This is a genomic window from Vreelandella zhanjiangensis DSM 21076 (assembly GCF_000377665.1).
In the GTDB taxonomy this organism is placed as follows: Bacteria; Pseudomonadota; Gammaproteobacteria; order Pseudomonadales; family Halomonadaceae; genus Vreelandella; species Vreelandella zhanjiangensis.
This window is the reverse complement of record NZ_KB898651.1, coordinates 1-26,710: the sequence shown is the minus strand read 5'-3', so window position 1 is coordinate 26,710 and position 26,710 is coordinate 1. Positions and strand designations below refer to the sequence as shown.

Annotated in this window: 25 protein-coding genes; 8 read left to right on the top strand and 17 right to left on the bottom strand. The window is 55.2% G+C overall.

The genetic code is table 11. The features are described from left to right. Window position 1 precedes the first annotated feature (1 nt). Window positions 2-1,285 carry an NAD(P)/FAD-dependent oxidoreductase gene (locus D467_RS0112470; RefSeq protein WP_018917854.1) on the bottom strand — a complete coding sequence of 428 codons (1,284 nt, stop codon included), beginning with the start codon at window positions 1,283-1,285 and terminating at the stop codon, window positions 2-4. An 823-nt stretch (window positions 1,286-2,108) separates the two neighbouring features. Between D467_RS0112470 and D467_RS0112465 the strand changes: the two genes are divergently transcribed. Both D467_RS0112465 and cobA read left to right on the top strand, forming a co-directional pair. After that, window positions 2,109-4,844: a nitrate reductase gene (locus D467_RS0112465; protein WP_018917853.1), complete on the top strand. Its 2,736-nt coding sequence runs from the start codon at window positions 2,109-2,111 to the stop codon at window positions 4,842-4,844. Beyond that, window positions 4,804-5,718, top strand: a complete 915-nt coding sequence (gene cobA / locus D467_RS0112460) for a uroporphyrinogen-III C-methyltransferase (protein ID WP_018917852.1) — start codon at window positions 4,804-4,806, stop codon at window positions 5,716-5,718. The genes D467_RS0112465 and cobA overlap by 41 nt, the downstream gene beginning before the upstream one ends. Here cobA and D467_RS0112455 read toward each other — a convergent pair. After that, the gene (locus D467_RS0112455; RefSeq protein ID WP_018917851.1) at window positions 5,683-6,942 is read right to left on the bottom strand and encodes an MFS transporter; all 1,260 of its coding nucleotides are present in this window, start codon (window positions 6,940-6,942) and stop codon (window positions 5,683-5,685) included. The genes cobA and D467_RS0112455 overlap by 36 nt on opposite strands. A 154-nt stretch (window positions 6,943-7,096) precedes the next feature. Here D467_RS0112455 and dkgB point away from each other — a divergent pair, with 154 nt between their 5' ends. Further along, entirely contained in the window at window positions 7,097-7,915 is an 819-nt protein-coding gene (dkgB, locus tag D467_RS0112450) for a 2,5-didehydrogluconate reductase DkgB (protein ID WP_026285746.1), read from the top strand. Window positions 7,916-8,030: 115 nt separating this feature from the next. Further along, window positions 8,031-8,177, top strand: a complete 147-nt coding sequence (gene arfA / locus D467_RS19715) for an alternative ribosome rescue factor ArfA (RefSeq protein WP_018917849.1) — start codon at window positions 8,031-8,033, stop codon at window positions 8,175-8,177. A 73-nt stretch (window positions 8,178-8,250) separates the two neighbouring features. Here arfA and D467_RS0112440 read toward each other — a convergent pair whose 3' ends face one another. The 4 genes from D467_RS0112440 to D467_RS0112425 form a co-directional block, all read right to left on the bottom strand. Continuing rightward, a complete protein-coding gene (locus D467_RS0112440) occupies window positions 8,251-8,496 on the bottom strand; it encodes a hypothetical protein (protein ID WP_018917848.1) in 246 nt (81 codons plus the stop codon). Window positions 8,497-8,800: 304 nt separating this feature from the next. Next, the gene (locus D467_RS0112435) at window positions 8,801-10,648 is read right to left on the bottom strand and encodes an ABC transporter ATP-binding protein (RefSeq protein WP_051081742.1); all 1,848 of its coding nucleotides are present in this window, start codon (window positions 10,646-10,648) and stop codon (window positions 8,801-8,803) included. A gap of 117 nt (window positions 10,649-10,765) precedes the next feature. Continuing rightward, window positions 10,766-11,296 (bottom strand): chromate transporter, encoded by a 531-nt coding sequence (locus tag D467_RS0112430; RefSeq protein ID WP_018917846.1) that lies wholly within the window; start codon window positions 11,294-11,296, stop codon window positions 10,766-10,768. After that, window positions 11,293-11,850, bottom strand: a complete 558-nt coding sequence (locus D467_RS0112425) for a chromate transporter (RefSeq protein ID WP_018917845.1) — start codon at window positions 11,848-11,850, stop codon at window positions 11,293-11,295. The genes D467_RS0112430 and D467_RS0112425 overlap by 4 nt, the downstream gene beginning before the upstream one ends. 170 nt (window positions 11,851-12,020) lie before the next feature. Between D467_RS0112425 and D467_RS0112420 the strand changes: the two genes are divergently transcribed. Further along, on the top strand, window positions 12,021-12,710 hold the full coding sequence (locus tag D467_RS0112420) for a GntR family transcriptional regulator (protein ID WP_018917844.1): 690 nt from the start codon (window positions 12,021-12,023) through the stop codon (window positions 12,708-12,710). A gap of 81 nt (window positions 12,711-12,791) precedes the next feature. Next, entirely contained in the window at window positions 12,792-13,367 is a 576-nt protein-coding gene (locus D467_RS0112415; protein ID WP_018917843.1) for a DUF1415 domain-containing protein, read from the top strand. A gap of 27 nt (window positions 13,368-13,394) precedes the next feature. Here D467_RS0112415 and D467_RS0112410 read toward each other — a convergent pair whose 3' ends face one another. The 11 genes from D467_RS0112410 to D467_RS0112360 all read right to left on the bottom strand — a co-directional run bounded on the left by D467_RS0112410 (window position 13,395) and on the right by D467_RS0112360 (window position 24,624). Beyond that, complete coding sequence (locus D467_RS0112410; protein WP_018917842.1) at window positions 13,395-14,306, bottom strand: hypothetical protein; 912 nt, start codon at window positions 14,304-14,306, stop codon at window positions 13,395-13,397. Window positions 14,307-14,432: 126 nt separating this feature from the next. After that, window positions 14,433-16,088, bottom strand: a complete 1,656-nt coding sequence (locus D467_RS0112405) for a methyl-accepting chemotaxis protein (protein ID WP_018917841.1) — start codon at window positions 16,086-16,088, stop codon at window positions 14,433-14,435. Between the two features lie 140 nt (window positions 16,089-16,228). Beyond that, window positions 16,229-16,699: a GNAT family N-acetyltransferase gene (locus D467_RS0112400; RefSeq protein ID WP_018917840.1), complete on the bottom strand. Its 471-nt coding sequence runs from the start codon at window positions 16,697-16,699 to the stop codon at window positions 16,229-16,231. A gap of 124 nt (window positions 16,700-16,823) precedes the next feature. Next, window positions 16,824-17,129, bottom strand: a complete 306-nt coding sequence (locus D467_RS0112395) for an AzlD family protein (protein ID WP_018917839.1) — start codon at window positions 17,127-17,129, stop codon at window positions 16,824-16,826. A gap of 2 nt (window positions 17,130-17,131) precedes the next feature. Then, window positions 17,132-17,794 (bottom strand): AzlC family ABC transporter permease, encoded by a 663-nt coding sequence (locus D467_RS0112390; RefSeq protein ID WP_081621241.1) that lies wholly within the window; start codon window positions 17,792-17,794, stop codon window positions 17,132-17,134. 44 nt (window positions 17,795-17,838) lie between these two features. After that, the gene (locus tag D467_RS0112385) at window positions 17,839-18,831 is read right to left on the bottom strand and encodes an LLM class flavin-dependent oxidoreductase (protein WP_018917837.1); all 993 of its coding nucleotides are present in this window, start codon (window positions 18,829-18,831) and stop codon (window positions 17,839-17,841) included. Window positions 18,832-19,001: 170 nt separating this feature from the next. After that, window positions 19,002-19,688 carry an SDR family oxidoreductase gene (locus D467_RS0112380; RefSeq protein WP_018917836.1) on the bottom strand — a complete coding sequence of 229 codons (687 nt, stop codon included), beginning with the start codon at window positions 19,686-19,688 and terminating at the stop codon, window positions 19,002-19,004. A gap of 105 nt (window positions 19,689-19,793) precedes the next feature. Continuing rightward, window positions 19,794-21,044, bottom strand: a complete 1,251-nt coding sequence (locus tag D467_RS0112375) for a nitrate regulatory protein (protein WP_018917835.1) — start codon at window positions 21,042-21,044, stop codon at window positions 19,794-19,796. Between the two features lie 92 nt (window positions 21,045-21,136). Beyond that, complete coding sequence (locus tag D467_RS0112370; protein ID WP_018917834.1) at window positions 21,137-22,489, bottom strand: MFS transporter; 1,353 nt, start codon at window positions 22,487-22,489, stop codon at window positions 21,137-21,139. 305 nt (window positions 22,490-22,794) lie between these two features. Then, a complete protein-coding gene (locus D467_RS0112365; protein WP_018917833.1) occupies window positions 22,795-23,814 on the bottom strand; it encodes a patatin-like phospholipase family protein in 1,020 nt (339 codons plus the stop codon). Between the two features lie 84 nt (window positions 23,815-23,898). Then, window positions 23,899-24,624, bottom strand: coding sequence for a murein L,D-transpeptidase catalytic domain family protein (locus tag D467_RS0112360; RefSeq protein ID WP_018917832.1), 726 nt, complete (start codon window positions 24,622-24,624; stop codon window positions 23,899-23,901). A gap of 105 nt (window positions 24,625-24,729) precedes the next feature. Here D467_RS0112360 and D467_RS0112355 point away from each other — a divergent pair, with 105 nt between their 5' ends. Beyond that, entirely contained in the window at window positions 24,730-26,370 is a 1,641-nt protein-coding gene (locus tag D467_RS0112355) for a L,D-transpeptidase family protein (protein WP_018917831.1), read from the top strand. 132 nt (window positions 26,371-26,502) lie between these two features. Continuing rightward, a partial coding sequence (locus D467_RS0112350) for a transposase (RefSeq protein ID WP_018917830.1) occupies window positions 26,503-26,710 on the top strand: 208 nt, incomplete at its 3' end.

The following is a 26,710-nucleotide window of genomic DNA, read 5'->3' as shown; positions in this document are numbered from 1 at the left end:
GCTAAGCTGCCTCCAGCGTCGATGAGGGAGTGGGCGGGTTATCAAGAAGCAGGGCGTTGGCATCGGCTTCACCGAACAACAACGCCTGGCGGCAGGCGGCCAGATCGGTTTTGGCCAGCGCCTGGGCGAAATACCAGGGGCCGGAATGGGTATCGCCATACAGCACGGCGCCTTCAAGCCTTCCGTTGCGCAGTAACAGGCGGCGGTAGTCGCCGTTTTCCGGGTCGCTGTAGTGCAGTACTTCGTGTTCTGGCGCGGCCTCAGTGGGGCCAAACGCGTAGAGGGCCAAGCCGCTGATTTTAAGCTTGGTGGCGGTTGGCGCCTCACGATAGCGGGCGCTGCCATCGCCACACAGCGTGTTGGCTAACACATCTACCTGGCGCCAGATCGGCTCGACCAGGCCGTAGGTGTGCTGCTCGAACTGGCAACACTCACCCAATGCATGAATATGCGGGTCGGAAGTAGTGAGCGTGTCATCAACCATGATGGCGCGCTGTGTAGCCAAGCCTGCCTGATGGCCAAGTTCTGCGTTAGGCGTAACGCCGGTTGCCACGATGACGCTTTGGGCAGGCAGGCGCTGGCCATCCTCAAGTACAACAGCGGCCAGGCTTCCCGCGCCATCGTCTTCAAAATGGCGGATACGCGCATTGGTTAAGATGGTCAAGCCACGTTGGGCAAGCGTCGTTTTCAGCAGCCCAGCGGCCGTGCTATCCAGCTGACGATTCATCAACCGCTCGCTGCGCTGTAGAACGCTGACGCTGGCACCCCGCTTGCGGAGCCCTTCAGCGGCCTCCAGGCCCAACAGACCGCCGCCGACCACGACACATTCGCCGCCCTGCAAGGCAAGCTTTGCGAGCGTGTCGGCATCTTGCAGGGTACGAAACCCATACACGCCGTTAAGGCCAATGCCGGGTACCTCGGGCAGCGTCGGGCGTGAGCCGGTGGCAATCACCAAGCGGTCATAAGTTAGCGTGCGGCAGGGAGTGACAACGCGCTGTTCTGCACGGTTGATCTCCAGCACGCATTCATTTAAGTGCAGGGTGATACCTTGCTTGGCGTACCACTGCGCATCCCGCAAGGTGAGGGCGCTAGGCGGCATTTCATCGGCGAGCAGTGGCGATAGCAGTATCCGGTTATAAGCGGGAGATGCTTCTGCACCAATCACCGTTATTTGCTGGGGTCGGTGAGGCAATTTAACGACCGCCTCTAGCAGACGCTGGCTCGCCATGCCGTTGCCGATAATGACCAAGTGATCATCAGACGAGCACCGAGAGATAGCGATCATGGGTTGCTCCTTACTGTTTCGCGCTTGGCTGCCAATACCTGTCTACAAAGACCTGTCTACAAAGACCTGGCTACAAATATCTGGCTACAAATATCTGGCAGCGATAAATGCTGTCGTGGCGCAGCGCTGAAGAAAAAACAATAAAAAAGCCCCTGAGTTAGCGTCCCGGGCAAGTGGATTGCCAGGAAAGCCGTATCAGGGGCTTCGTTGCCCGGTAGCTGAGGCCAAACCCGTTCGTGGGTTAAGCACAGAGCAGCCACCGTTGGCTGCCAGCTAGACTTGAATTTATCTAATCAGTACAGGGCAATTAATCAGCCAAACATCGCTCGTTATTTATTTTTATATTACTTATCAATAGGTTGATTTAAATAAATAGGTTGAAGAAAGCGCCTTTTCAGCCGCTTACGCTCAGCCTGCGCACGCTCTTGGTGCGCTAAGCGGTAAAGATGCACCGTGAGTAGTCAGCGTTAGCAAAAAACCTACCTACAAGATAAGTCGAAAGATATTTTATTGTTTATTAACCTGCTGTTTAATTTGGCATTTTTATTTTAATAGGCTGGTTGGCGCAGGCCTTGCTATTACCTTGGTAACAAGCAACAAAGCACAGATGGGTTTATCGGCACAATAAAATGCAGCCATCGAGTTTGACGGGCAAATAACAACGCTAACGCCATCAGACGACAGGCCATTAATAAATGTGTCCAATCCCAGCAGTGCGACATTCGGCACCGGTGCAGGTGTCCCTGAGACAACGGCGTCCAGGCAGGCTTCTTATGAGGCTCGCTTGGGCGCTTTTTGCTTTTTTAAGCGGGAGGAAATCAGTATGTCCCAGGCCACACGCTCGGCTTGTAAAGCAAACACGACGTGCCCTTATTGCGGTGTCGGCTGCGGCGTCACCGCCACTGTGGCAGGCGGCACAATCAGCGCGGTTGAAGGCGACCGCGACCACCCCGCCAATTTTGGTCGGCTGTGTGTGAAAGGCTCAGCACTGCACGAAACCCTTGGCCACCATGACCGGCTCACCACGCCCTGGGTCGATGGGCAAGCGGTTGACTGGAATGTGGCGTTAACCACCTTGGCAGAGCGGTTGCAAACGACTCGCGCAACTTACGGTGCGGAGTCCGTCGGTGCTTACCTTTCTGGCCAGCTATTAACCGAAGATTACTATGTGGCCAATAAGCTGTTTAAAGGCTTTTTAGGCACGCCGCACCTGGATACCAACTCGCGACTCTGCATGGCCTCTGCCGTGGCGGCGTATAAACGCTCGTTGGGCGCAGACGCCGTTCCCTGCAACTATGAAGATATTGAAGAGGCCGAACTGGTGGTGCTGGTGGGCTCGAATCTGGCCTGGAACCACCCGGTGCTTTATCAGCGCTTGAAGGTCGCCAAAACGCGCAATCCGCTGATGCGGGTGGTGGTCATCGACCCGCGCGTGACCGACAGCTGCGAAATTGCCGACCTGTACCTGGGCATCGCCCCCGGCAGCGATGCGGTGCTGTTTAACGGCCTGCTGGCCTGGATGGCTGAGAATAACAAGCTGGATCAGCTCTATCTGGAGCGTCATACACAAGGTTTCGATGAAGCGCTGCTGGCCGCGAGCCACTGCGACATTAATGACGTGGCGGCGATATGTGATATCGACCCTGAGCGGCTGGAGACCTTTTATTACTGGTTTGCCAGCCAGCTCCATGTCGTGACGCTCTACTCCCAGGGCGTCAATCAATCCACCAGCGGCACTGATAAGTGCAATGCGATCATTAACTGCCACTTGGCGGGCGGCAAAATCGGCTTGCCGGGAGCAGGGCCTTTCTCGATTACCGGCCAGCCCAATGCCATGGGCGGGCGCGAAGTGGGTGGGCTTTCCAACCAGCTGGCCGCGCATATGGATTACCACACCCCCGGCGCCCTCGGCCGGGTCTCCCGCTTTTGGGCGACTGAAACGTTAACGCCCGAACTGCCCCAGGCGCCCGGCTATAAGGCGATTGAGCTTTTTGACGCGGTTGAGCGGGGCGAAATAAAGGCGCTGTGGATAATGGCCACCAACCCGGCGGTCAGCTTGCCGGATGCCGCCCGCGTGCGGCGTGCGCTTGAAAAGTGCCCGCTGGTGATTGTATCTGAATGCGCAAGCCATACCGACTTGCTGGCCTACGCCGATATCATTTTGCCCGCGACGGGGTGGTCTGAAAAAGACGGCACGGTGACCAACTCCGAGCGGCGTATTTCACGCCAGCGTGGCTTGCTACCCGCGCCAGGCCAAGCGCGTCACGACTGGTGGATTATGTGCGAAGTTGCCAAACGCTTGGGATTTCAAGAGGCATTTGACTACACCCATCCCCATGAAATTTTCGACGAGCACGCACGCCTTTCCGGCTTTGAGAACGTAGAGGAGAGCAAACAGCTCTTCGATATTTCGGGCCTGGTGGGCCTTGGGCGAGAAGGCTACGATGCGCTGGCGCCGATTCAGTGGCCGGTTACCTCTTCATCGCCTCACGGAACGGCGCGGCTGTTTGAAGATGGCAAGTTTGCCACGCCTGATGGGCGCGCCAACTTTATCGCCATAACGCCGCGCTTGCCGGAGCAACGCTTGAGTGACGCCTATCCGCTGCGCCTGAATACCGGGCGTATTCGCGACCAGTGGCACACCATGACACGCACGGCACGCGCGCCCCGGCTGATGAATCATCGCCACGAGCCATTTATCGAACTCCACCCAAGCGATGCTGCGAGCTATGGTATTGGCGATCAGCAGCTGGCAGTATTGTCCGCCGCCCATGGCGAGTATCGGGGGCGAGTGCGCATCTCAAACGCCCAGCGGCGTGGCGAGGTGTTTATTCCCATGCACTGGAGCGATGCGTTCAGTAAATCGGCGCGTAGCGGCGCCATGCTGGAGGCCATCACCGATCCCGTTTCAGGCCAGCCGGAAGCCAAGCACGGCGCGGTGGCACTGGCGCCGCTGAACACCGCCTGGGAGGCAACGCTGTTGATTGCCCAACCATTAGGGGATAATAGGCAGGAAGTGCCCGCGTGGTGCAAAAGCGATTACTGGGCACGCGTACCCATGCAGGGCTGTCAGCGCTGGCAGCTGGCTGATGCAAATCCGGTACATGACTGGCTGGCGCTACTCGCCACGTGGCTACCCGATGAGGCTAGTTTGTGGTGTGAAGACAGCGGTAAGGGTCGCCTGCGCGCTGCGGCCATTGTGCAGGGCAAACTGCGCTGGTGGCTGATGGTCGGCCCGCCGCGCGAATTGCCCGGGCTTGCCTGGCTTGAAGCACGTTTTAACGAAACAGCCATAAGTGATAAGCACCGGCGCCGGCTGCTGGCGGGGTGTGATGATGGCGCCGCGGATACCGGCCCCGTGGTATGCAGCTGCCACCAAGTGGGCCAAACGGCGATTGTTAATGCCATTCGGGGCGGTGATACCAGCGTGGAAGCCTTGGGTGCACGGCTTGCCTGCGGAACCCAGTGCGGTAGTTGTTTGCCTGAATTAAAGTCCCTGATCGAAGAGGAGCGTTCACATGCGCGTGCCAAGCAAGCGTCTACTACAGAAGTGGCCTGAGGCTTTGATGTGCTTTACGCAGCGTGTGCTGTCGCCATTTCAGCGCTCCACGAGCAGCGCACCAAGCGTGCCTTCGCTTAAACTACGCGGCGATTGCACTGCCGGGCATGTGTATCTGGTCGGCGCGGGCAGTGGGGATATGGAGCTGTTAACGCTGAAAGCCGCGCGGCTGTTAATGCAGGCTGATGCTATCGTGTATGACCGTTTGGTAGGCGACGATGTGTTGGGGCTGGTTCCGCTTTCCGCTGAGCGCTACTACGTCGGCAAGGCCAGCGGCCATCACAGCATGCCGCAGGCGGAAATTGGCGCCTTGATGGTCAAACTGGCGACCGCCGGCAAATCGGTGGTGCGTTTGAAAGGCGGCGACCCCGGTATATTTGCGCGTATGGGCGAAGAGCTTGCCGCCCTGGCGGATGCCAATGTGCCCGCGCACATTGTGCCCGGTATTACCGCGGCATCTGCCGCTGCCGCGAGCCTGGGGATTCCGCTCACCGACCGCGGCCACTCTCAGCAGTTGCGCTTTATTACCGCCCAGCTCTGCCGTGAGGGTGGCGCGCCCGACTGGCAAACCCTGGCCCGCCGTGATGAAACCCTGGTGTTTTATATGGGGCTTTCCAAGGTAGAGGCCATTTGTGCAGGGCTACGCCAGGCCGGGCTGCCCGATGAGTGGCCGATCATGCTGGTAGCCAATGCCAGCCTGCCCGAACAGCAGGCGTTGGTGGGTACGCTTACAGATATGCCTCAACGCCTGGCGAATCATCCGCTGCCGTCACCCTGCGTGATTCTGGTGGGCAGCGTGGTGAGTATGGTGGCGAGCAGCCCCGCGAATGCGCTTGCCTCAGCGGGCATCATCGAAGCGGTCGACCTGACGTAGTGTCGGGAACAGGCGCATCCACAGGCCGACCACCGCCAGCGTGCCCACGCCGCCAATCACCGCGGCGGGCACCACGCCAAATCCGGCCGCCATACTGCCCGCGCGGAACTCGCCCAATTCATTGCTTGAGCCAATAAACAGCATATTGACGGCATTCACCCGGCCGCGCATTTCATCCGGCGTGGCCAGCTGGATCACGGTGGTGCGTACATAAACGCTGATCATATCGGCCGCACCCGCCACCAGCATGGCGATCATCGATACCCAGAACAGGGTTGAGAACGCGAACACCAGATTCGCCAACCCGAACACGGCCACGGCGGCAAACATCACGTGTCCTGCTCGACGCTTGATGCCACGAACGCCAAGATAAAGCCCCATCAATAGCGCGCCCACCGCAATCGCGCTGCGCAATGCACCCAAGCCTTCCGGGCCCACATGCAGAACTTCTTGCGCGTAAATGGGCAGCAATGCCACGACACCGCCCAGCAGCACGGCAAACAGATCCAACGAAATGGCGCCCAGAATAATCGGCTGATAGCGGATATAACGAATGCCGGCAGAAAAGCGCTTCCAGGCGGTACTTTCCAGAACCTTGGCTTTCTCGACATAGCGCACCGGTACCAGCACCAGTAAGGCCAGCGCGACGATAAAGCACCCCAAACACACGGCATAAGCCAGGCTGCCGCCGCCCACACTGTAAAGCACGCCGCCCAGCAAGGGCCCGCTAATCACCGCGACTTTCATGATCGAGCTATTCAACGCAATGGCCTGGGCCAGCTGAGCGCGGGGCACAATATTGGGCAACATACTTTGCAGCGTCGGGCCGGTAAACGCCCGAGCACAGCCAAACAGAGCCAGCACGGCATAAAATTCAATAACGCTACCGTGATTGGCCTGGGCCAATAAAAGCAGCAGCGCGCTACAAATGCCCTGTACCGCCCAGCTGAGTTGCAGAATGCGCTTGCGCGGAAAACGGTCAACCACATCGCCTGCGGGCAGCAGTAAAATCACCATAGGCAGAAATTGCGCAAGCCCCACGTAGGCCAGCGACATGGCGTCTCGGGTAATGTCATATACCTGCCAGGCCACCACGATGGCCTGAATCTGCATGGCAAACACCGCCGCTAATCGAGAAAGAAGAAAGCTTAGAAAGCCCGGTTGGCGATGAATGGGAAGCAGCGGGGCATCGGTAGCGGCAAGCGTGTCGTTATCTGGGGGCATGGGCGGTATCTTGGTTAGCTAGAGAATGTTAGCAAGCGAATTTTTATAATTCTATCGCTTATGGCGCCAAACTTGGTATGGGCTTTTTTGAATGGGTGGTTGAAGTCATGCGGTGGCTGCCCCATGTTAATTAACACGCTATCAATAGAAAAGGATGTTAATGATGCAAAAGGTTATGCCTAACCCGGGTTTCGGTACCTTTCGCCTGGAAGGCGATACGCTTAAAGAGAGCATCCATGCGGCGCTTGAAGCAGGCTACCGTCATATCGACACCGCCCAGTTTTACGGTAACGAGAAGGGTGTTGGCGAAGCGATTCGTGACAGCAGCGTGCGGCGTGGCGACATCTTTCTGACCACCAAGGTGTGGCACGACAACCTGGCGCCGCAGCGCTTGAAAGAGAGCGTTGATGAAAGCCTCGAAAAGTTTGGCACCGATTACGTTGACCTGCTGCTGATCCATTGGCCATCGCCGGATAACGAAGTGCCGATGCAAGACTATCTGACTGCTCTCAAGGAAGTGAAGGCACTGGGTAAGGCGCGCCATATCGGCGTATCCAACTTCACTATTGAACAGCTTGATAAAGCGGTGGAGATTTTGGGTAAAGGCGAAATCCTCACTAATCAGATTGAAGTGCATCCTTTCCTGCAAAACCGCAAGCTGGTTGAGCGCTGTGAGCATCATGGCATTCAGGTAACGGCCTTTATGCCGCTGGCGGTGGGCAAGGTAATGGACGATGCCACGCTCAAGCAGATCGCGGATGCGCATAGCGTAACGCCTGCGCAAATTGCCCTGGCCTGGGTTAATCAGCGCAACATGATCACGATTCCCTCATCCACCAAGGCACGTAACATTCAAAGCAATATTGCCGCGTTTGATCTTGTGCTAAGCGACAGCGAAATGGCCGATATTGCCAAGCTTGATCGCAAGGAGCGCATCGCCAACCCTGACTTTGCACCTAAATGGGATGAGTGATTTTAAATGAGTGCCTAGGAACGTTAGGCATCTCATAATGTCTTAACGGTGCCTGTTTCAGCAGGCACCGCTTTTATATACAAGTTGTATAACTCCGCTTTACAGGAAAGGTTCCATGAAGCAAAAGATTCGCGACAACGCGCTCAAAGCCCAGCTACGCACGCCCATGTTCAAGATGCAGCAGCAAACGCCCAAAAGAGGTAAAGGCAGCTACTCCCGTAAAGGGCGCAAGGCCCAGCGGGGGTATCGCCAAGCCGCTTGATCAGGCGTTTTGGCAATACTTCTGTATTTCTCTATCAAAACGCCCCAGCCACTTCCTGTGACCGGGGCGTTGGCTATGTCAACTGGCTCCCGCAGTGGGGACACGTTTCATAGGCATCACGTGTTTCAGCTTGGTGACGCTGTGTGCGGGTGGCCGCTTCTTCTACACCATGAATAGAAACAAGTTGGCCTTGCTCCCAGCGTAAGCCGATATCGTTAAGCAGGCGAGGATCGTGTAAGCGAATGTCTGTATATAGGCGACGCTGAGTGCGGCGCTGTTTTAAGATCGTAAGTAGTTTGCGGGTAATGATGATTGCCATGGGGTCGGTCTCCATAAGTTGGGAGGCCGGACAGACTTGCGGTCAGAAAGTTAAGAGAAGTGCTTTTAACTGAGGCTGGCCGCGAGATCGTCGCGGCCAGTGATGACTAACTTACTCTGGCGCACGATGACAATAAGTACTCGCCACGTTATGCATAACGTGGAGTATTTTATTGGATCGTGTGACGCGGTTTTGCCAGCGCATGATAGTTTCTCGAGTAATATAGCCAGTTAAAACAAAGAGGTTGCCTGATGAAGGCAACCTCTTTGTTTTAACCTATTGATAAAAAAACTGCAAGTTTTACTTAGCGATAGCCTTTCGCCTGCAGGTGAAATAAATGGGCGTAGCGGCCATTGATCGCGAGTAGCCCTTCATGAGTGCCGCGTTCAATAATCTCGCCTTGATCAATGACCAGGATAAGATCTGCACTGCGCACCGTCGAGAAGCGATGCGAGATGAGAATGGTCATTTTATCGCGGCTATGTTCGCGAAAGCGGGTAAATACATCGGCTTCAGCAGCAGCGTCCATCGCGGCGGTCGGCTCGTCCAGCACCAGAATATCGGCCTCTTCGCGCATGTAGGCGCGGGAGAGCGCTATCTTTTGCCACTGCCCGCCGGAAAGTTCCTGTCCATCTTTAAACCAGCGGCCCAATTGGGTGTTATAGCCTTGGGGCATACGTTTGATAAAGCTATCGGCCATGCCGTTATGGGCCGCTTGCTGCCAGCGCGTTTGATCATTAAATGCCTGAATGTCGCCCACACCCAGGTTTTCGCCTACCTGCAGCTGGTAGCGCACGAAATCCTGAAAAATGACCCCGATACGCTTTCGCAACGCGCCGGTTTCCCAGTCGCGCAGGTCGCTGCCATCCAGCAGAATACGCCCGTGGGTGGGTTGATAAAGCCGCGTTAAAAGCTTGATCAGGGTTGTCTTGCCCGAGCCGTTTTCGCCCACCAGCGCAAGGCTCTGCCCGGGCGCCAGGTGCAGGGAGATATTCTGCAGTACCTGTTTACCGCCTGGGTAGGCAAAGCTGACGTCCTCGAAGCGCAGCCCGTCGCCTGCGCTCTCACCCTGTGTCAGGCTGCCGCCTTCAGGTTGAGTAGGCTGCTCCAGGTACTCGTAGAGGTTGGATAAGTAAAGGTTGTCTTCATACATGCCGCTGATCGCGGTGAGGCTTGCCGAAAGCGCCGACTGGCCCTGCTTGAATACCATCAGGTACATGGTCATCTGGCCCAGGGTCAGCGCACCGGCGATGGTTTCAATCACCACCCAGGCGTAAGCGGCGTAAAATGTCAGCGTGCCGAGCAGGCCCAGCACGAACCCCCAGCCTTCCCGGTGCAGCGTCAGAAGGCGGTCTTCGGCAAACAGGCGGGTAAAGATATCCCGGTAACGCTGTAGAAACAGCCCTTCGAGACCGAACAGCTTGACCTCCTTGATGCTGTCTTCACGCGCCAGCACGGTTTCCAAGTAGCCCTGCATACGCGTTTCCGGTGAACGGCGGCGGAACAGGCGAAAGGCGTCGCCGGAAAACTTGGCCTCCGAGATAAATACCGGCAGTGCGCCCACCGCGAGTATCAGCAGCGCCCAGGGCGAAAACTGAATCAGCAGAACGCTGAAGCTGCCGAGCGAAATGGCGTTCTGCATCAGACCAAAGGTTTTATTGACCAGGGCAAGGGGGCGTGTCGAGGCTTCACGGCGGGCGCGGGTGAGCTGGTCATATAGCTCGGAGTCTTCGAACTGGCCAAGCGAGAGTGTCCCGGCCTTTTCCAGAATCATCACGTTGACCTTTTGCCCCAGCAGCGCGCGTAGGAGTGCCTGCTGGGCGGAAAGCCCGCGCTGGGCGAGGGCAATGAGGCCGATAATCAGTGCTTCAACCCCCACCAGCTTCAACACCGGCGTGATGGACGTCAGTAGATCAGGATCATCTGCCGCTTGATGTGCCGCCATGGCGCTGACCACGCCGTCGACAATCAGCTGGCCCACCCAGGCGGCAACGGCGGGCAGTACGCCTGCCACCAGTGTGCATAAGGCCAGGCCAAACATCATCCAGCGTGAGGTTTCCCACACCAGGCCAAGGGCGCGCTGGCTGTAGCGAAAAACACTGAAAAAACCGCTAAGCGGTGAGGAGCTTGAGTGGGGCGAAGGCGGTTGCATGGCGTGGCTGAGCGGCATCCAGAAAAAAGGAGTGCCATGATGCGATGGAAAGGCGTGGATAGCTAGTCTGACTGCCGGGGGAAATGGCCGACAGTCAGAAGGGAACAGCAGAGTGGGTCAGGCAATGACAAAGGCGCCGTACACAAGGGCCGCCATGACCACGAAGGCTGGGTGGATCTTGAAGCGCACCAGCGCGATCGCGGCTACCACGCCAATGATCACCGTATGCAGCCAGCCTGCACCGTTGACGCCTTCGAGCAGAAAGCCCAGCGTCAGCCAGGCCATCATCATGGCTATCACCGGGCGCACCCACTGGCTCATACGCTTGACCTGGGGGGACTCGCGGTGGCGATACAAAAGCCCCAGCGCGGCAATCATCAGCAAAAGCGAAGGCACCACCGTGGCTGCAACCGCTACAAAGGCGCCGCCAATACCCGCCACTTCATAGCCTACGTAGCCGGCCATCTTGGTGGCAATGGGGCTTGGCAACGCGTTGCCGAGCGCCAGGGTTTCGGCAAACGTCTGCGAGGTCATCCAGCCGTAACGGCCAACGACCTCGGCTTCGATCAAGGGAATGATGGCCGGGCCGCCGCCGTAACCCACGATATTGGGAATGAAAAACGCCAGGAAAAGCTCCCAGTAGATCATGCCGAGCGCTCCGCTTTCTTGAATTTGGAGTAGGGGATAAACGCGGCCAGCAGAATCGCGCCGATAATGAAGCCCGGGTGAACGCCCAGCCAGTAAATCAGCGCCCCGGAAACGATGGCCATCACACCACTGACCAGCCAGCCCAGCGCCTTTTGCGATTTATCAAAGAAGTCCCAGGCCAGTTGGCCCATCATGATCATGACCACAGGCACCACGGCTTGCCCCATGCCGCGAATCCACGCAACATCGCGGTAGCGGCTGAAAATGCCCAGCATGACGATCATCGCCGCGATCATGGGTAGAATGACCGCCGTAACGGCAACGGCGCAGCCCAAGGGGCCGCCCACTCGATAGCCGATGTAACCGGGCATCTTGGTGGCAATCGGGCCGGGCAGGGTATTGCCAATGGCCAATATATCGGCAAACTCTTCGTCGGTAAGCCACTTGTAACGGGCGACCACTTCGGCATGCACTAGCGGTATCATCGAAGGACCACCACCAAAGCCGAAAATGCCGACCCGAAAGAAGGCCCAGAACAGTGCTGTCTGTTTCATTGGCAAAATACGCTATAGGAAATTAGTTGGAAAAACATATTTTTTCACTTTTTATCGTTTATATTAAAAAAATCGATTATTTATCTGGCGTAGAATATAGGCGAGAGTACTTAGAGGCGTCAACACTGAATAAGTAGTGCGTACGTAACGGTGGATGAAAGGACCCTACCATGAATCAATATATTCAGCCTTCAGCAAGTACGGCATCAAGTCGTATTTACGATACCTTACGCAAGGATCTAGTGAACGGACGCTTCGCGGCGGGTGAAAAACTTGCCATCAATGCGCTCAAAGAGCAGTACCAGGTAGGCCTTAGCCCTCTACGGGAGGCGTTAAACAAGCTGGCGGCCTATGGGTTGCTCCTTCAGGAAAACCAGCGTGGCTTTCGAGTACCAACGCTTTCCCATCGCGAGCTGGATGATATAGCGCAGACGCGCTTGTCACTTGAAAGCATGGCCTTTGAACAGGCCATCGCCCATGGGGACGCCGCTTGGGAAGCGGAGCTGCTGGCGGCGGAACACCGCCTGAAATGTGCCGATATGACGCTGGATAAGGACGATGAATGGGAGCGGTTGCATACCCAGTTTCATCGTACGCTGGTAGCCCCATGTGGCTCCGTATGGCTACTCCGCTTTATTGAGCAGCTGCATGATCAATTTGATCGTTACCGCCGGCTGGGTCCTAAAATGCCGGTGATTCGCCAGGAACTGGACCAGCAGCACCATGAGTTGGTGGAGCTTGCCTTGAAGCGCGATGTGAAAGCGGCGCGCAAGCTTCTGGATGAACATATTCGCAAATCCTATGATGTGGCGCTTCAGCGGTTTACCCAGCATGGTGAAGGGGCGCCCAATCAGTGCTGAGCAGCGCTTGAGTTTAATGATAACGATAGGTGTACACTGGCGCCCATCAAACATGCGATCGAGCGGGTGTAAAAAAGAGTAATGCAATATTCAGATAACGACGTAATCGAGCAAACGATGAGCTGGGTGCGCAATTTTATTGTGGCGCAAAACGTATGTCCGTTTGCTCAGCGTGAAGTGGAACGCGCCTCTATCCGTGTGGAAGTCGTGCGCTCCAAAAAACTTGAAGTTGCGTTAGAAGAACTCATGGTGGAAGTGCAGTGGCTGGATGAGCACCCGGAAACGGAAACCACGCTGCTGGTTTTCCCCACACTGTTCAAGCATTTTGATCACTACCTGGATTATGTGGAACTGGCCGAAAGCATCTTGGCCGAGCAGGGCTACGAAGGTGTTTACCAGCTAGCTACCTTCCATCCTGATTACTGTTTTGAAGACGCCGAGCCTGACGATGCCTCGAACTATACCAACCGCTCGCCCTACGCGATGGTGCATTTACTGCGCGAAGCGAGTGTCGAAAAGGCCATCGAGTTTTATGGCGACACGTCGGTAATTCCTGAACGCAACGTCGCACATTTAACGGCTATGGGAAGTAGTGAAGCGGAGCGCTACCTTCAGGAAGCGTTAGCGCAACGCGCCTCTTCTGCTAAAAACCCCTAATACGGCAGCGCTCTGCTCGTCGCTTATTTAACACTCGCGCTCAAGCATTCTAGGCTGGGCTGAGGGCGCAGGAGTGCTGAAGCGCTCAGAAGGGTATGCGTGATCGCGAGGAGCCGCCGTCGACGTGCTGATCTCTTCCAGCAATATGGGGCTGAATCTGGCGCTTATGTGAGTGCTGTCTGGTGCTTGCTCTTTAGCAGCTAACGTCGGCTGCCTGTCGTTTACCGCGCTATAGCCATACCCTGCTGTGTTATCGCCATACTCTTCAAAGCTAAGAGCCGGGCTGTCATTGAGGACATTATTCTGGGCTTGGGCAGCACGTTGAAGAGGTCTTACTACAAATACATGGATTGCGCCTTTAAACGCAATATAAAGGGCTCCCGCTAAGGCAATGAGCAGGGCCACTGTCATTAATACTATCCTGCTGTCTTTCTGTTCGCTGCTGGTTAACTGGTTTGCCCATTCAAGCACGTTCCGGTCGACGTTAACCATGGTCTTGCTAACAGCGGAAAGGTGCGCGTTGGTTGCATTTCGAAAAGTCTGGAAATGATCTAAATAGCGTTGCAGTGGGTTGTCTATCAGGCGTTTATAAGTGTCAAGCATCGCGTCAATCAAAGGGCGCTGTGCAGAGTGGGACGGTAAATCGAGTTCTTGAACCGCCTGGCTTGCATGCTCAAGGTTGTCCCGCGTCTGGCTCAATGTCGTTGCTGCTTGGTCAATATCGCTACTTAAGCGTGCCAACCGCTGGCGTACTTCCATTAAATGAATATTTGCTTGGCGGGTAGCGTTAGTTAGGTGGGTGGTGCTTTCTTTGGAGAACGTTAGCTGAGGCCCTGGCGAGTGCCCGTTTTTTAAGTGCAGTAGGCCCAGCAGCACAATCATGCCCAACAGGGCGATAAATATCCATGCAAATAGCGGTTTGAAAAAAGCAGGTTTCATAGTGGGCTTTGCGTGCAGGTTTAACTGCCATCGTCTGAATTTGCCGATGGCAAGGGCGAGCCATGATACGCGATTGGCAACGCATCGGGCAGCGAATGCTGCCCGATAACTGAAAATAACGGTGTATTAAAAAGCTTCCCACTCAGGTTCGGCAGAGGCACGCTTACTAGGCAGCGAGGTTCTGCTGGCTGGCAAAGGGCGGGCTGATTTTAATGGTGCTGATTGCGTCTGGCTTGAGTGAGGTAATTTAAACGCGCTCACAAGCTCCGCCAAGCGGCTAGCTTCATCTTCAAGTGACGCCGACGCCGTGCTGGTCTCCTCTACTAACGACACGTTTTCCTGAGTCGCCGAGTCCATTTGTGCAATGGCAGTGCTAATTTGGTTAATACCCGAGTCCTGTTCTTTGGCAGCCAGCGACAGCTCCTGCATCATATCGGTGACATGGCGGATAGCTGTATTAATCTCACCCATGCTTTCACCGTTGTGCATGGCCTGATTAGCCCCTTCAGCAATACGCTGGGCAATATCCTCAATCATGGTGCGTATTTCTTTCGATGAGTTGGACGTCTTGGTCGCCAATGAGCGAACTTCGCTGGCGACGACGGCAAAGCCACGGCCATGCTCGCCCGCACGGGCAGCTTCCACTGAGGCGTTTAACGCAAGAATATTGGTCTGAAAAGCGATAGAGTCGATCACCTGAACGATGTCGTGAACCTTATGGGAGTCCTTCTCGAGTTCCTGCATCCACTGGCCCGACCGCTGAGCTTCGGTTTGGCCTTGTTCAGCTTTACTGGCGGCGTTAACTGTTAACTGTTCCGCTTGAGAAGCCGTGTCGGCATTTTGCCGCACGATGGATGAAATCTCATCCATACTCGCTGCCGTTTGCTGAAGCGCCGCTGCCTGCTGCTCTGTGCGAGAAGCTAGGTCCTGGCTGCCGCTGGCAATTTCCTTTGAGCTTGAGGCTACAGCGCTGCTGCTTTGGCCAAGCGTTTCTATCATCTTTTGTAGCTGTGCCTGCATATCGTTCATCGCGCTATAAAGGCGGCCTATCTCATTACGACCACGCGATTCGATAGCATTCGTTAAATTTCCTTGAGCGATGTTTTCACATAGTGCGACAGCACGTTGTAGCGGTCGAACGATGATACGGTTAATGCCTACCTGCACAGCGATATAGACCATAAGTGCGATAGTAATTAACCCAATACTAATAAACATATTGCGCTGGCTGCGCGAATGAGCTTTTAAAACAGTGGCTTCCGCCAAATCTTGAGCATTATAGTTGAAATCGCGTACACCGCTGGTAAAAGCCTCAATCTGTTCGCTAAAGCGGTCACGGTGTGCCATTAAAGAAGTAATATCCCTCGTCTCAAGATCGCGTCTGAAGGAGTCGCTAATCAAGCGATGGTATTCAGATTCAATAGTGGAAACTAACGGCGCGCGGGGTGAGTCGCTGGGGACGCGGATAGCCAAAAACGCATCTAGACGTGTATCAGCTAGCTTTAAAGAAGCGTTTGCCAACTCTAATGATCTTTGGGCTAAAGCGGTTTCACCACGTTCGGTATAAGTATCAAGACGTTCAAGGCGCACCCAAACCTGCATCAAGTTAACTTCGGTTTGCGTGATAAACGCTACTTGACGGGCAGCTACTTCATCCAGCTCGTTTAGGCTTGTTACGGCTCTTTTCTCTGCTTGGATGCCAAGTGTTGCTACCAACACCAACATCGTAATTAGCAAACCTAATGCACCAGCTAGGGCATATTTCACAGATAAATCTTTCATCAAGGTAATTCTCATTCGTTCGAGGGGAAGCAAGGGCTTATAAGAAGGGGCAGTCACACCACAATGAGCAAGGGGGGAGGCTCATTGTGGTGGCTATAGTATCGGCGCGAAGCGGAAGGAGTTGAGGAAGTAGAAAGAAATTAAAGAAGTTTATACATGATATGCGTATTCACGAGCCCTTGTGTCGCATGCCGGTAAGCGTTGGGCACTGTACCCACAATGCTGAACCCTAACCGTTGCCAGAGCGCCACGGCTACCTCATTGGTACTCACTACGGCGTTGAACTGCATGGCCTTAAACCCATGCGTTTGGGCTATCTGTTGAGAATGCTCGCACATCGCCCGTGCAACGCCTTTACCGCGAGCGGCAGCGGTCACCATATAGCCGCAGTTACAGATATGATCGCCGGGGCCGGCTGCATTGGCTTTTAAGTAGTAGCTACCGACTAATTCGCCTGCTGCATCTTTAACCACATAGGTGGCTTTGGGCGCTTGGCACCAGAGCTGATAGGCCGCATCGTAGCTGATATCAGGGTCAATCGCGTAGGTCTGCTGATCCGCAATAATGGCCTGAAAGGTCGGCCAGAAGATAACGAAGTCATCTTGAGTCATCGGCGTGAACGTGAGGGAAGACGCATTATTTGAAGACATTGTATTTGAAGGCATAGTATTTGAAGACATCGTATTTGATGACATAGCCAGTACCTGATGGAAATAAGTAGGGCAGCGTTAACCGCTATGATAATAAGCGCCATAACGCAGCGGTGGCCATTCCCGCAGCAATCGCTACGAGCGGCTTATGCAGTATCAGCATGGCGCCTAACGTGGCGAGCAGACCAAGCCGAGCGCCCCAGTCTCCCTGGGCTGCTAACGGTACAATAACCGCGACCAGAACGGACCCCGCCATAGCGTTGATGAATCGCTCTACCTTAGGGCCGATGGGGATACGTGACATGATAATCGAGCCACCGATACGGGTGGTAAACGTCACCAGTGCCATGATAACGATAGCAAGTAGCGCAGTGGCTGGGGTTAGCGGCACGCCTATTGTCCTTTTTGTTGATTCGCTTGGGGCAATAGCATGCCCGCCAAACCACCCGCCAGCGCACCCACAATAACGTGAGCGTTGGGCGGCAAATAATAAAGCGCGAGCAGCGCGGCCACGCCAGCCACGCCCCAGGGAAGTAGCATCGTAAGCGACGGTTTGTTTTTACCGCCGACCAGCATGGAAAGTAAGAAACAGCCCATGATGACGTCTAATCCAAAGCGTTCGGGCTGGCTGATCCCGCTACCAAACGCGACCCCCAGCAGCGTGCCCAGCACCCAGGAGAGCCATAAGGCAATACCGCCGCCAAAAAGAACGCCGACATTGGTTTCTCCTCGCTGATGGTCAGCTGCCGCCATGGCCCAGTTGGAGTCACTCATCATCCCAAGGCAGGCATAACGCTGGCCTGAGGGAAGGTGGCGCAGCCAGGGGTAAAGCGAAGCGCCCATCAATAAGTGACGGGCGTTAATGGCAAACGTGGTGGCAATAAGCGCTGTGAGCGGAATGGTAGGCCCCCACAGTTCCAGTGCCGCAAACTGAGCGGTGCCCGCGAACACCAGGCTGCTCATCAACAGCGTTTCCCAGCTGCTTAAGCCATGTTGAATAGCGGCAACGCCAAACGCTAAGCCAAACGCAACCACGAACAGGGAAAGCGGGGCCATTCGCTTAAAGCCCCATAACGTACCTTTTGCGTCTAGCTTTGCGCTCACCGCGCAGCCTCTGCAACAATCTCATAGCTGCGCAGACGGTCAGCATGATTATAAAAGTCGCTATTAATCATCAGCTCATCCGCACCGGTACGCTCCTGGAAAGCCGTCAATTCTGCTTTGACCGTTTCTGGGCCGCCGATAATCGCTGCGCCTAAAAACTGGCTTACCTGCGCCTGCTCCATGGCCGACCAGTCCAACTGTTCTACTGGGGGCAGCGACTGGGTCGGTTTGCCACGAATAAGATTTAGAAACTTCTGCTGAGCCGTGGTCGCAAGGTAGTGCGCCAGCGCATCGTTTTCAGCAGCGATAACCGGTAAACCTACCATGGCATGAGGTTTTTCCAGATGTTCAGACGGGCGGAAGTTATCGCGATATAGGCGTAGGGCTTCAAACAAGTAGCCGGGGGCGAACTGCGCGGCAAAGGCGAAGGGAAGGCCAAGCTTGGCCGCCAACTGAGCGCTATAACCGCTTGAACCCAACAGCCAAATAGGCACGTTGGTTCCCTGACCGGGCACTGCTTTAACCTGCTGGCCGGGCTCGGCGTCTGCCAGGTAGCGGCGCAGCTCGCTTAACTGCTCGGGGAAGTCGTCCACGCCCGCATGCATGCTGCGCCGCATAGCGCGCATGGTCGCGCCGTCAGAGCCGGGCGCACGGCCTAAGCCCAGATCGATTCGGCCAGGATAAAGAGTTTCCAGCGTGCCAAACTGCTCGGCGATGACCAGCGGCGGATGATTGGGCAGCATAATCCCGCCACTACCCACCCGAATGGTGGAGGTCTGGCCCGCTACATGGCCAATTAATACCGAAGTTGCCGCGCTGGCGATTCCGGCAATGTTGTGATGTTCGGCAAGCCAGTAGCGGGTATAGCCCAACTGTTCGGTTCGCTGAGCGAGAGAAACGCTATCACGAAACGTTTCAGCAGCGCTTCCGCCTTGGCGTATCGGAGCAAGGTCGAGAACGGAAAGCGCTGTCGAAGAAAGCTGGCTCATAATTCACCTACTATTGAAAACGTGGGGTGCGTTTGAAAGACCAAGGCGCGTACGCAATGGAAAGGCACGCGGCTTACAATCATTAGCACGCTTGGTAGTAGTGTGTTATGCGGGCTACGCCGACAAAATACAAGGAGCAGCCACGCTGGCTGCTGAATATGCTTGCTCGTCTACTCAATCGGCGGGGTAGGGCGAATTAAAATTTCATTTACGTCGACGTGGGCGGGTTGCGCGAGCGCATAGATAACGGCATTGGCGATGTCGCGGTCTTCCAGCGAGTATTCGGGCGATTCATCAAAGAACGGCGTATCGACCATGCCGGGCTCAATAAGTGTGACGCGCATTCCGCTACCCCGCAACTCTTCACGAAGGTTATAGCCAATCCCCGTAACCGCCCATTTGGTGGCACTGTACATGGAGCCTGGAATGGTGGTTCGGCCGGCGGCAGAGCCCGTCATCAGGACATGGCCTTTGCTACGTTTAAGTGCCGGAAGGCTTGCCTGAAGGGTAAGGCCCACACCATAAATATTAGTCATAATCATGTCGCGCCAGACGGTGTGGTCGGCGCCGCTAAATCCGCCTGGCGAGCCGCCTTGTCCGGCATTGGCAAACACCGCGTCCAGGCGACCAAAGGTTTCAAGCGTCTGATCGATCATCGCCTGCTGCTGATCCATATCGGTAACATCAACTACGCAGGTGAGTACGTTTTCAGGCCCGAATTCATGGGCAAGTGCGGCTAATTTGTCGGCTGAACGGGCGGCGAGTACAAGCTGGTAGCCTTCGCGCGCGGCGGCTCTTGCCGTGGCTGCGCCAATACCGCTTGAGGCACCGGTAATCAATAATACGCCGTGTTGCATGGTTGGCACTCCTTGCTAAGCCATAAACAGGAGTTTTCAGAATGGCTAATACAACGCTACCTTGCAAACCGTCGGCGTTTTTGGCGACGAAACCTACGGGCGCAACTAGGCTTTTTTGAGTATTGAAGAGAGGTCAAGAATAGTCTGCGCCATATCCGCCATGCTTTTGCTTTGATCCATAGAGGTCTTGCGCAGAAAGCGGTAGGCCTCTTCTTCCGTCATGGATTGGTGCGCCATGATCAAGCCTTTAGCGCGCTCTATCAGCTTGCGTTCGCGCAGTGCCTTGCGGGTATTCTCCAGCTCATCGCTCAACCCTTGTAAACGGCTTGACTGCGCCTGAGTGAGCTCAATCAATGACCGTCCAAGCGGTGAGGTCAACGCGCTGGCGGTTAAGTCTCCCAGTGGCTGTGTAGGGCTAAGTGCGAGTAATTGCTCACAAGGGGCGGGCGTATGGGGCTGGGGTTTGGCTTTAGCGTGTTCAAGCGCGGCTTTCGCCTGGGCTATTTTGCGATAGCAAAGCGCCGCTAGCTGGGTACTTAAAGCGTCTTCGACGATTTTGAGCGCATCAATGCGCAGCGTGGTTAGCTCGTACCACGTTTCACCCAGAGCATTGGTGGTAACGTGTTGAGAGGTGGGCTGGCAGGCAGCCTCACGCAATTGGTGAATGCCGGTCAAGGTACTGGTTGAAACCGCCTGCTGCCAGGCAAGTTCAGCTTCTGGCGTGGCAAACTCAACGAAGGTATCAAAGCAGCGCTGCTGATCCTCGACCAGCTGGCCGAGTAACTGGCGATGCGTTTTATCAAAGTGGCCTTGAGTAAAGCCAAACGCACCGCAGGCCCGCTCCTGGCCCGCGAGTTCCTTGCCTTGCATCAGGTGGAAGATCGCCACAAGGGTGCGGGTAATCTCCGGGTCGTCGGAGGTGTCTGCGGCTTCGAAAACAATCGCCAGTAAACCGCCGATTAAATGGTTAAAGGCTTGGGTTGCGGCATCGGGGGAGATCGCCAAGACATCAATGGCGTTGCGCAAGGCAGCTAAATCGTCCAAGGCGTTCCAAACGGCTGCGATACGCCGCAATAAGCGTGCTGTACCCTGAGGGCGTGCTTCCTGGGTCAGCGCCTCCAGACGCTTGCGCATGAGTATTTCAGCTTCCTGGCTATGTTTTAGATAGTCACGGCGGCGGGTTTTAAAGCGTGAGCCTTGAGAGGCAAGATAGATGGTCGAGGTGCCACGCTCACGCTGGAGTACGTGAATAAAGCGGCTAATGTCGGCGACAATTTCCGAGGTTGTCGCTAAATGCGTCAGGTTGTCGATATCACAACGAATGGCGGTTAAGAGTAGCTGCTGGGCAGATGACATAGTGATTTTCCTTTTACTCGCCGCCTTGATCTATCTCCCCGGGGCTGCCGCCACCGGGGATGAAAGATCTTGGTTTAGCATAGTGCCGGGTTTTAACGTAATGAAAGAGTCCCCGCGCCGGTATCGTCGCCCACGGCATCACGGTAGGCGCTGGCTTCCTGCGCTTCTGTTGTATCGCTAAAGCGCACGGCCAGTACGCATGAGGCGAGTACCAGTACGGTCAGCCCCAGATAAAACAGTCCTTGCTGGTAGCTTAAGTTTTCGCTACGAAACAAAAACGCCGCCGAGACGGCGCCCACATTACCACCGGCACCCACAATACCCGCCACGGCACCCAGGGCTTTTTTGTTGATAAACGGCACCACGCCAAACGTTGCTCCTTCAGCCATTTGAACGAACAGGCTAAAGACCAGCATGATGCCAATGGCAAGACTCAAGATATGCATTTGAGAAAATGCGATCAGTGCAATGCCTTCGCAGATCAAGGCAATAAACAGCCAGCGCACGCGACCCTTCAAGCCCCCCTGCTTGGCGAATAAGTCTGAGAAAACACCGCCCAGCGTACGGGCAAATATATTCATCAATCCAAACAGCCCGGCGATTAACCCAGCGGTTGCCAAGCTTAAGTTGAAATGATCAAAAAAGTAGATGGCTGCAATATTGTTGATCGTAAGTTCAACGCCAAAGCACAGCCCGTAAACGACAAATAGTGCCCACACGCGGATATCTTTCGCCGCGGAGAGGAAGCTTTGTAGCGCGCCATACTCCTTGGTGGCTTCCGGCAGCTCACCCCGTGCGCGCAGATCGCTAAAATTACCGTCCGGTGCATCCTGGGTGAGAAACCAGTAGCCGATGCCGGTAATTAACAGCACCACACCCGGCACTACCATGGCAAGGCGCCAGCCGAGCGCTTCATTAACGCCCAGCATTAACATTCCGGAGAATATAAGCGGCATCAGGATTTGCGTTGTACCGCCGCCTAAGTTGCCCCAGCCCGCGCTAGTCGCATTGGCCGTGCCCACCACATTAGGCGCAAACATCATGGTGGTGTGGTACTGGGTGATGACAAACGAAGCGCCAATTGCGCCAATTGCCAGGCGCGCCAGGAAAAAGCTTTCAAAACTATCGGCAAAGCCGATACTCATAACGGGAATGGAGCCTAAAACCAGCAGGCCAGTGTAGGTTTTACGCGGCCCTAGCCGGTCACACAGTAGCCCGATTAATAGCCGCACGATAACGGTAATCGCGACGGAAGCGATAATCGTATTACCGATTTGAGTCTGGGTCAGCGAAAGGTCTTCACGCACGATCGCCATCAGCGGCGCGATGCCGAACCAGCCAAAAAAACAGATATGAAAAGCAAACCACGACAGATGAAAGGCACGCATCTGAGGGGTTGAGAAATTGAGTAGGCGAATACGGTTGGCTTTATTGCGTATGTCCATGGGATGGCCTCACGGGATCTTAAACCAGTTGAGCATCACGCAACGCCGAGTCGCTCTATCGCGTCGCGTATTTACGAGAACATGCCTTCGCCATTGAAGGTCAGGCTCGACGCACTCGTACCCTGCTGGGCCTGGTCTACGCCTACCACCACAAAGTCTTGTTAAGCAATTATTTCGCCATATGGGTTTTTTATTATTTTTATCAATTGGTTATAAGTTTGAATAAAAAGGAGTACAAGAAGGGGATGGAGAGGATGCGCCATTGGCGAGCATGCCAGGAGCGGCATGCGTCACATTAGTGCCGTTTATTCGTTCAGATAAACGGAGTCGATATCCAGCGTTGAGTGATTGCCAATCGCCTCAAAGTGCTCATCCAGCCAGCGCTGGGCGGCTGCCCGTCCTTGCTCGAAAAGATGGGAAAGAAATACCCACTCAGAGTTCAGCTTGCTGGAGACAGAAAGATCTTCCAGCGCCTGCTCACCGCTAATACGATGAAACAGGGCTTGCTGATAGCAGTTGTTAATGCCCTGTTCTTCAAGTGCGTGCTGTAACAGCGCAATCATGCGTATTTCTTTAATCAGCGCCGCGTTAAAGGTAATTTCGTTTAAGCGGTTTAGAATCGACGAGGCAGAAGTAGGCACCGTATCCCGGCTGATAGGGTTGATCTGTACCAGCAGGATATCCCGCGAGCTGCACTCCTCCATCAGCGGGAAGAGCGCCGGGTTGCCCATATAGCCACCGTCCCAGTAAGCCTCACCATCAATTTCTACGGCTTGGAACATTAGGGGTAAACAGGCAGAAGCCATCACCGCATCCAGGCTCATCTCTTCGCGGCGAAAGACGCGTTGCTTGCCGGTGCGTACGTTAGTGGCCGCCACAAACAGTTTGAGCTGATCGCACTGACGCACGCGCTCAAAATCGATGTGTTCGGCGACGATCTCACGCAGCGGGTTAACGTTAAGCGGGTTGAATTGATAAGGCGATACCAGGCGCGTCATGATATCCATCGCGATATAGCCCGGCGAATGGTCAAGGCTCCAGTTGCCGGTCCAGATATCCATGGGGGACCTACGTACTGGGCTTGCCATGCCGGCGCGACTGACGGCTTGCCAAAAATCCTTGAGTGCCCGTCTGGCTAACGGCTTGTCGCCCCGGGTGAGGGCATCCGCCATGACCACCCCATTCATGGCGCCAGCACTGGTGCCGCTAATGCCTTCAATTTCGATACGATCATCTTCAAGCAGTCGGTCGATCACGCCCCACGAGTAAGCGCCGTGGGCGCCACCACCTTGTAGAGCCAGGTCTAGCTTCTTTACTTGAGTCATAAGGCCTCATACGTTAGTAAGCTTATGCCATGCTGCATCGCCACTTAGCATGGCATAACAACGCCTGCTTAGCCTAAGAACCTATCAACGCTGCGCCAAGTGGGTTGAATTCACCGTGTTGCAGCGCAGGAAGTTTGAGGTGGCGAGCCACTCCTTATCCGGGTAATAGGCAAACACATACTGATCTTCACGCAGGCTATCGATGAGCGGGTAGGTAATATCCTGGCGCACCGCCGGGCAGCCATGGCTGCGGCCCAGGCGGCCGGTTTGAGCAATAAAGTCATCGCTGACGTAATCCGCCCCATGAATCACGATAGCGCGCTCATAGGCCAAGTCATTTACATCGGGCTCAAGCCCATTGAGCCTCAGCGAATAGCCGTTGCGCCCATAGTAGCTGTTCATGGTGCGAAACAGGCCAAGACTTGACTGATGGCTCTCGGGGGTATTGGAGAACGCTTCGGCGTAAGCATCACCCGACCCTTGGCCGTGGGAAACCAGTTCTTCAAACAGCAGTTTGTGTTGGTGTAGATCAAATACCCACATCCGCGGCTCGGTCGATGGAAGGGAGTAGTCAATAACCGCGAACCGCTCGGCATTGGGATTCGCACAGTTAAGCGCCTGGGCGGCAAGGCGTATGGCTTCTGGCGTGGCGGAAGGAGCGAGCTGCAAGAGCTGGTGCTGAAGCGATGATACGCCGGGAGGAGGTGTGGACGCTACGCTTGCAAAGAAACTGTTGGCTTGAAGAGGTAGGCTAATTAACGCGAAAGGTAAGCAACATAATAAAGAGAGAGAGCGTAAACGGGTTACCATACGGAGTAGTCCTGCCGACGATATCGATGACGAAAACAAGTAAACGGCTATGATAAAAGTAAGCATGCCGCGAATGGGAACTTATAGTAACGCAAGGAGAGGGCGATGAACGAGATGCAGTCACTAAGACAATGGGCGATAGGGGCCGCTCTAGGTCTGACGCTGTCCCAAATCCCCTTCGGAATAACGCCGGCGTATGCGGCCAATGAGCCGCTTCAACAAGCACTTACTCAGCAGGGTCAGACGGGCAGCCAGAAGCAGTTGCCGGTTGAAGAATTTTATCAATTACGCAACGAAACGTTGGCTTGGCAGAGTGAATCGGCAGTAGAAGCATTGGTTGCTGCACTTAATAGCCTTGAAAACGATGGCTTGAACCCTGCGGACTACCGTGCTGACAGATTGATGAGCGCTTTTCAGAATAGCCAGAATGCCGGGGAGTCTGCTCAGGCAGCTTTCGATATTCAGGCAACCCAGGCGCTGCTGCTGGCGCTTGATCATCTGGAACGTGGCAAGGTTAACCCTCGAGATGTTGAACCCAACTGGGACGTTGCGCGTCCTGAGCGGCGCTACTCGCTCTTGAGAGTCACTCACGCGGTTGATGATCAGGATTTGGAACGTGCGTTTAGTCTGGCGCGACCAGCTTCTAGCGAGTATCAGCAGCTACGTGAGGCGTTAAGCCAGTATCGGCATATCGCTACCCTGGGCAGTGCGCCCTACCTTGGCGCGCGGGAGGAGTCTCTGCGCCCGGGTGATGTCGACGATGACGTGACCACACTGCGCCAGCGCCTGACACTCTGGGGTGAAACCGGCCTGCTCGCAGCGGATAGCAGCGCCTACCCGATGATCGGTGTGCAGGTGGCAGGAAGCGATAAGCGAGCTTTTGATGCTGAGCTTGAAGCGGCGGTAAAGCGTTTTCAGCGCCGCCATCAGCTTAAAGAAGACGGCGTCGTTGGTGAGCAAACGCGCCTGGCGCTTAATGCGCCCGCCACCTCCCGGGTGGATCAACTGCGGGTCAATCTGGAGCGAGCCCGCTGGATCGGCCCCATGCAGGCTAGTGAACCGCGGGTTTGGGTGGATATTGCAGGTTATCAGCTGCACTATATCCGGCCAAACGGTCAGCAGTGGAATGCCCGGGTGGTCGTCGGGTCGCCGCGCCGCGAAACGCCTATTATCCACTCATCTATCAGCCATCTGACGATCAATCCCAGTTGGACGATTCCGCCTACCATCATGCGTGAAGATGTTCTGCCCCGGGTACGCCAGAACACCGACTATTTAGCCCAGCATAATATGCAGGTGATTAATATGGCTGGCGCGCAGCTGGACCCCGCTGAGGTCGATTGGCAGCGCCCCGGTGGCGTTATGCTTCGCCAGGTAGCGGGTGGTGGTAATCCTTTGGGACGAGTGGTGGTGCGCTTTCCCAATAACGATATGATCTATCTGCACGACACCCCGGCACAAGGGCTCTTTCAACGTGATCAACGGGCATTGAGCTCAGGCTGCGTACGTGTGGAAGGGGTGCGCGAATTCGCCCAAATGCTGCTTCAGGATAGCGGCAGCCGCTACCAGCTCAGCACGCTATTAAATAGCGGTGGCAGTGATCGTAACGTGAACTTGCCCCAGCGAATTCCTGTCGCGCTGCACTATTTGACCGCATGGCCTAATGCACAGGGAGAGGTGGAGTTCCGCTCGGATATCTACCGGCGCGATGCATCGCTATTGGCTGCACTACAACGCGCTGTGTAAGGTTCCCCAGCCAGTCAGAGTATAAGAGTATATAAGTAGCTCGGGTTTCACTTGACGTAGAAACATAAACGCCGCCCATTTTGAACTGCACCCCAAAAGTTGGACACTCATCCAACGATTGGGGTGTTTTTCATGGCGAAATACAATGAAGCATTTAAGCTATTAGTAGTGCAAAGCTATGTAGAAGGACAACACGGTTATAAGAGGCTGGCTAAACAATACGGCCTTGACCATGCCATCGTTAGGCGTTGGGTCAAAAGCTATGAACAGCATGGTCTGAGCGGCCTGCAGAAAAAGTTCAGCCACTACAGCGCCGAGTTCAAATTAGCGGTGTTGCAAC

Excerpts from the sequence above, each read along its gene's own strand:
- D467_RS0112410 (WP_018917842.1), bottom strand. The coding sequence starts at position 14,306 with ATGAAACCTGCTTTTTTCAAACCGCTATTTGCATGGATATTTATCGCC.
- D467_RS0112430 (WP_018917846.1), bottom strand. The coding sequence starts at position 11,296 with ATGATCTACTGGGAGCTTTTCCTGGCGTTTTTCATTCCCAATATCGTG.
- D467_RS0112440 (WP_018917848.1), bottom strand. The coding sequence starts at position 8,496 with ATGGCAATCATCATTACCCGCAAACTACTTACGATCTTAAAACAGCGC.
- D467_RS0112370 (WP_018917834.1), bottom strand. The coding sequence starts at position 22,489 with ATGGACATACGCAATAAAGCCAACCGTATTCGCCTACTCAATTTCTCA.
- D467_RS0112375 (WP_018917835.1), bottom strand. The coding sequence starts at position 21,044 with ATGTCATCTGCCCAGCAGCTACTCTTAACCGCCATTCGTTGTGATATC.
- D467_RS0112360 (WP_018917832.1), bottom strand. The coding sequence starts at position 24,624 with ATGGTAACCCGTTTACGCTCTCTCTCTTTATTATGTTGCTTACCTTTC.
- D467_RS0112455 (WP_018917851.1), bottom strand. The coding sequence starts at position 6,942 with ATGCCCCCAGATAACGACACGCTTGCCGCTACCGATGCCCCGCTGCTT.
- D467_RS0112390 (WP_081621241.1), bottom strand. The coding sequence starts at position 17,794 with ATGGCCCCGCTTTCCCTGTTCGTGGTTGCGTTTGGCTTAGCGTTTGGC.
- dkgB (WP_026285746.1), top strand. The coding sequence starts at position 7,097 with ATGTTAATGATGCAAAAGGTTATGCCTAACCCGGGTTTCGGTACCTTT.
- D467_RS0112420 (WP_018917844.1), top strand. The coding sequence starts at position 12,021 with ATGAATCAATATATTCAGCCTTCAGCAAGTACGGCATCAAGTCGTATT.
- D467_RS0112400 (WP_018917840.1), bottom strand. The coding sequence starts at position 16,699 with ATGACTCAAGATGACTTCGTTATCTTCTGGCCGACCTTTCAGGCCATT.
- D467_RS0112365 (WP_018917833.1), bottom strand. The coding sequence starts at position 23,814 with ATGACTCAAGTAAAGAAGCTAGACCTGGCTCTACAAGGTGGTGGCGCC.
- D467_RS0112355 (WP_018917831.1), top strand. The coding sequence starts at position 24,730 with ATGAACGAGATGCAGTCACTAAGACAATGGGCGATAGGGGCCGCTCTA.
- D467_RS0112415 (WP_018917843.1), top strand. The coding sequence starts at position 12,792 with ATGCAATATTCAGATAACGACGTAATCGAGCAAACGATGAGCTGGGTG.
- arfA (WP_018917849.1), top strand. The coding sequence starts at position 8,031 with ATGAAGCAAAAGATTCGCGACAACGCGCTCAAAGCCCAGCTACGCACG.
- D467_RS0112380 (WP_018917836.1), bottom strand. The coding sequence starts at position 19,688 with ATGCAACACGGCGTATTATTGATTACCGGTGCCTCAAGCGGTATTGGC.
- cobA (WP_018917852.1), top strand. The coding sequence starts at position 4,804 with ATGCGCGTGCCAAGCAAGCGTCTACTACAGAAGTGGCCTGAGGCTTTG.
- D467_RS0112405 (WP_018917841.1), bottom strand. The coding sequence starts at position 16,088 with ATGAAAGATTTATCTGTGAAATATGCCCTAGCTGGTGCATTAGGTTTG.
- D467_RS0112385 (WP_018917837.1), bottom strand. The coding sequence starts at position 18,831 with ATGAGCCAGCTTTCTTCGACAGCGCTTTCCGTTCTCGACCTTGCTCCG.
- D467_RS0112435 (WP_051081742.1), bottom strand. The coding sequence starts at position 10,648 with ATGCAACCGCCTTCGCCCCACTCAAGCTCCTCACCGCTTAGCGGTTTT.
- D467_RS0112465 (WP_018917853.1), top strand. The coding sequence starts at position 2,109 with ATGTCCCAGGCCACACGCTCGGCTTGTAAAGCAAACACGACGTGCCCT.
- D467_RS0112470 (WP_018917854.1), bottom strand. The coding sequence starts at position 1,285 with ATGATCGCTATCTCTCGGTGCTCGTCTGATGATCACTTGGTCATTATC.
- D467_RS0112425 (WP_018917845.1), bottom strand. The coding sequence starts at position 11,850 with ATGAAACAGACAGCACTGTTCTGGGCCTTCTTTCGGGTCGGCATTTTC.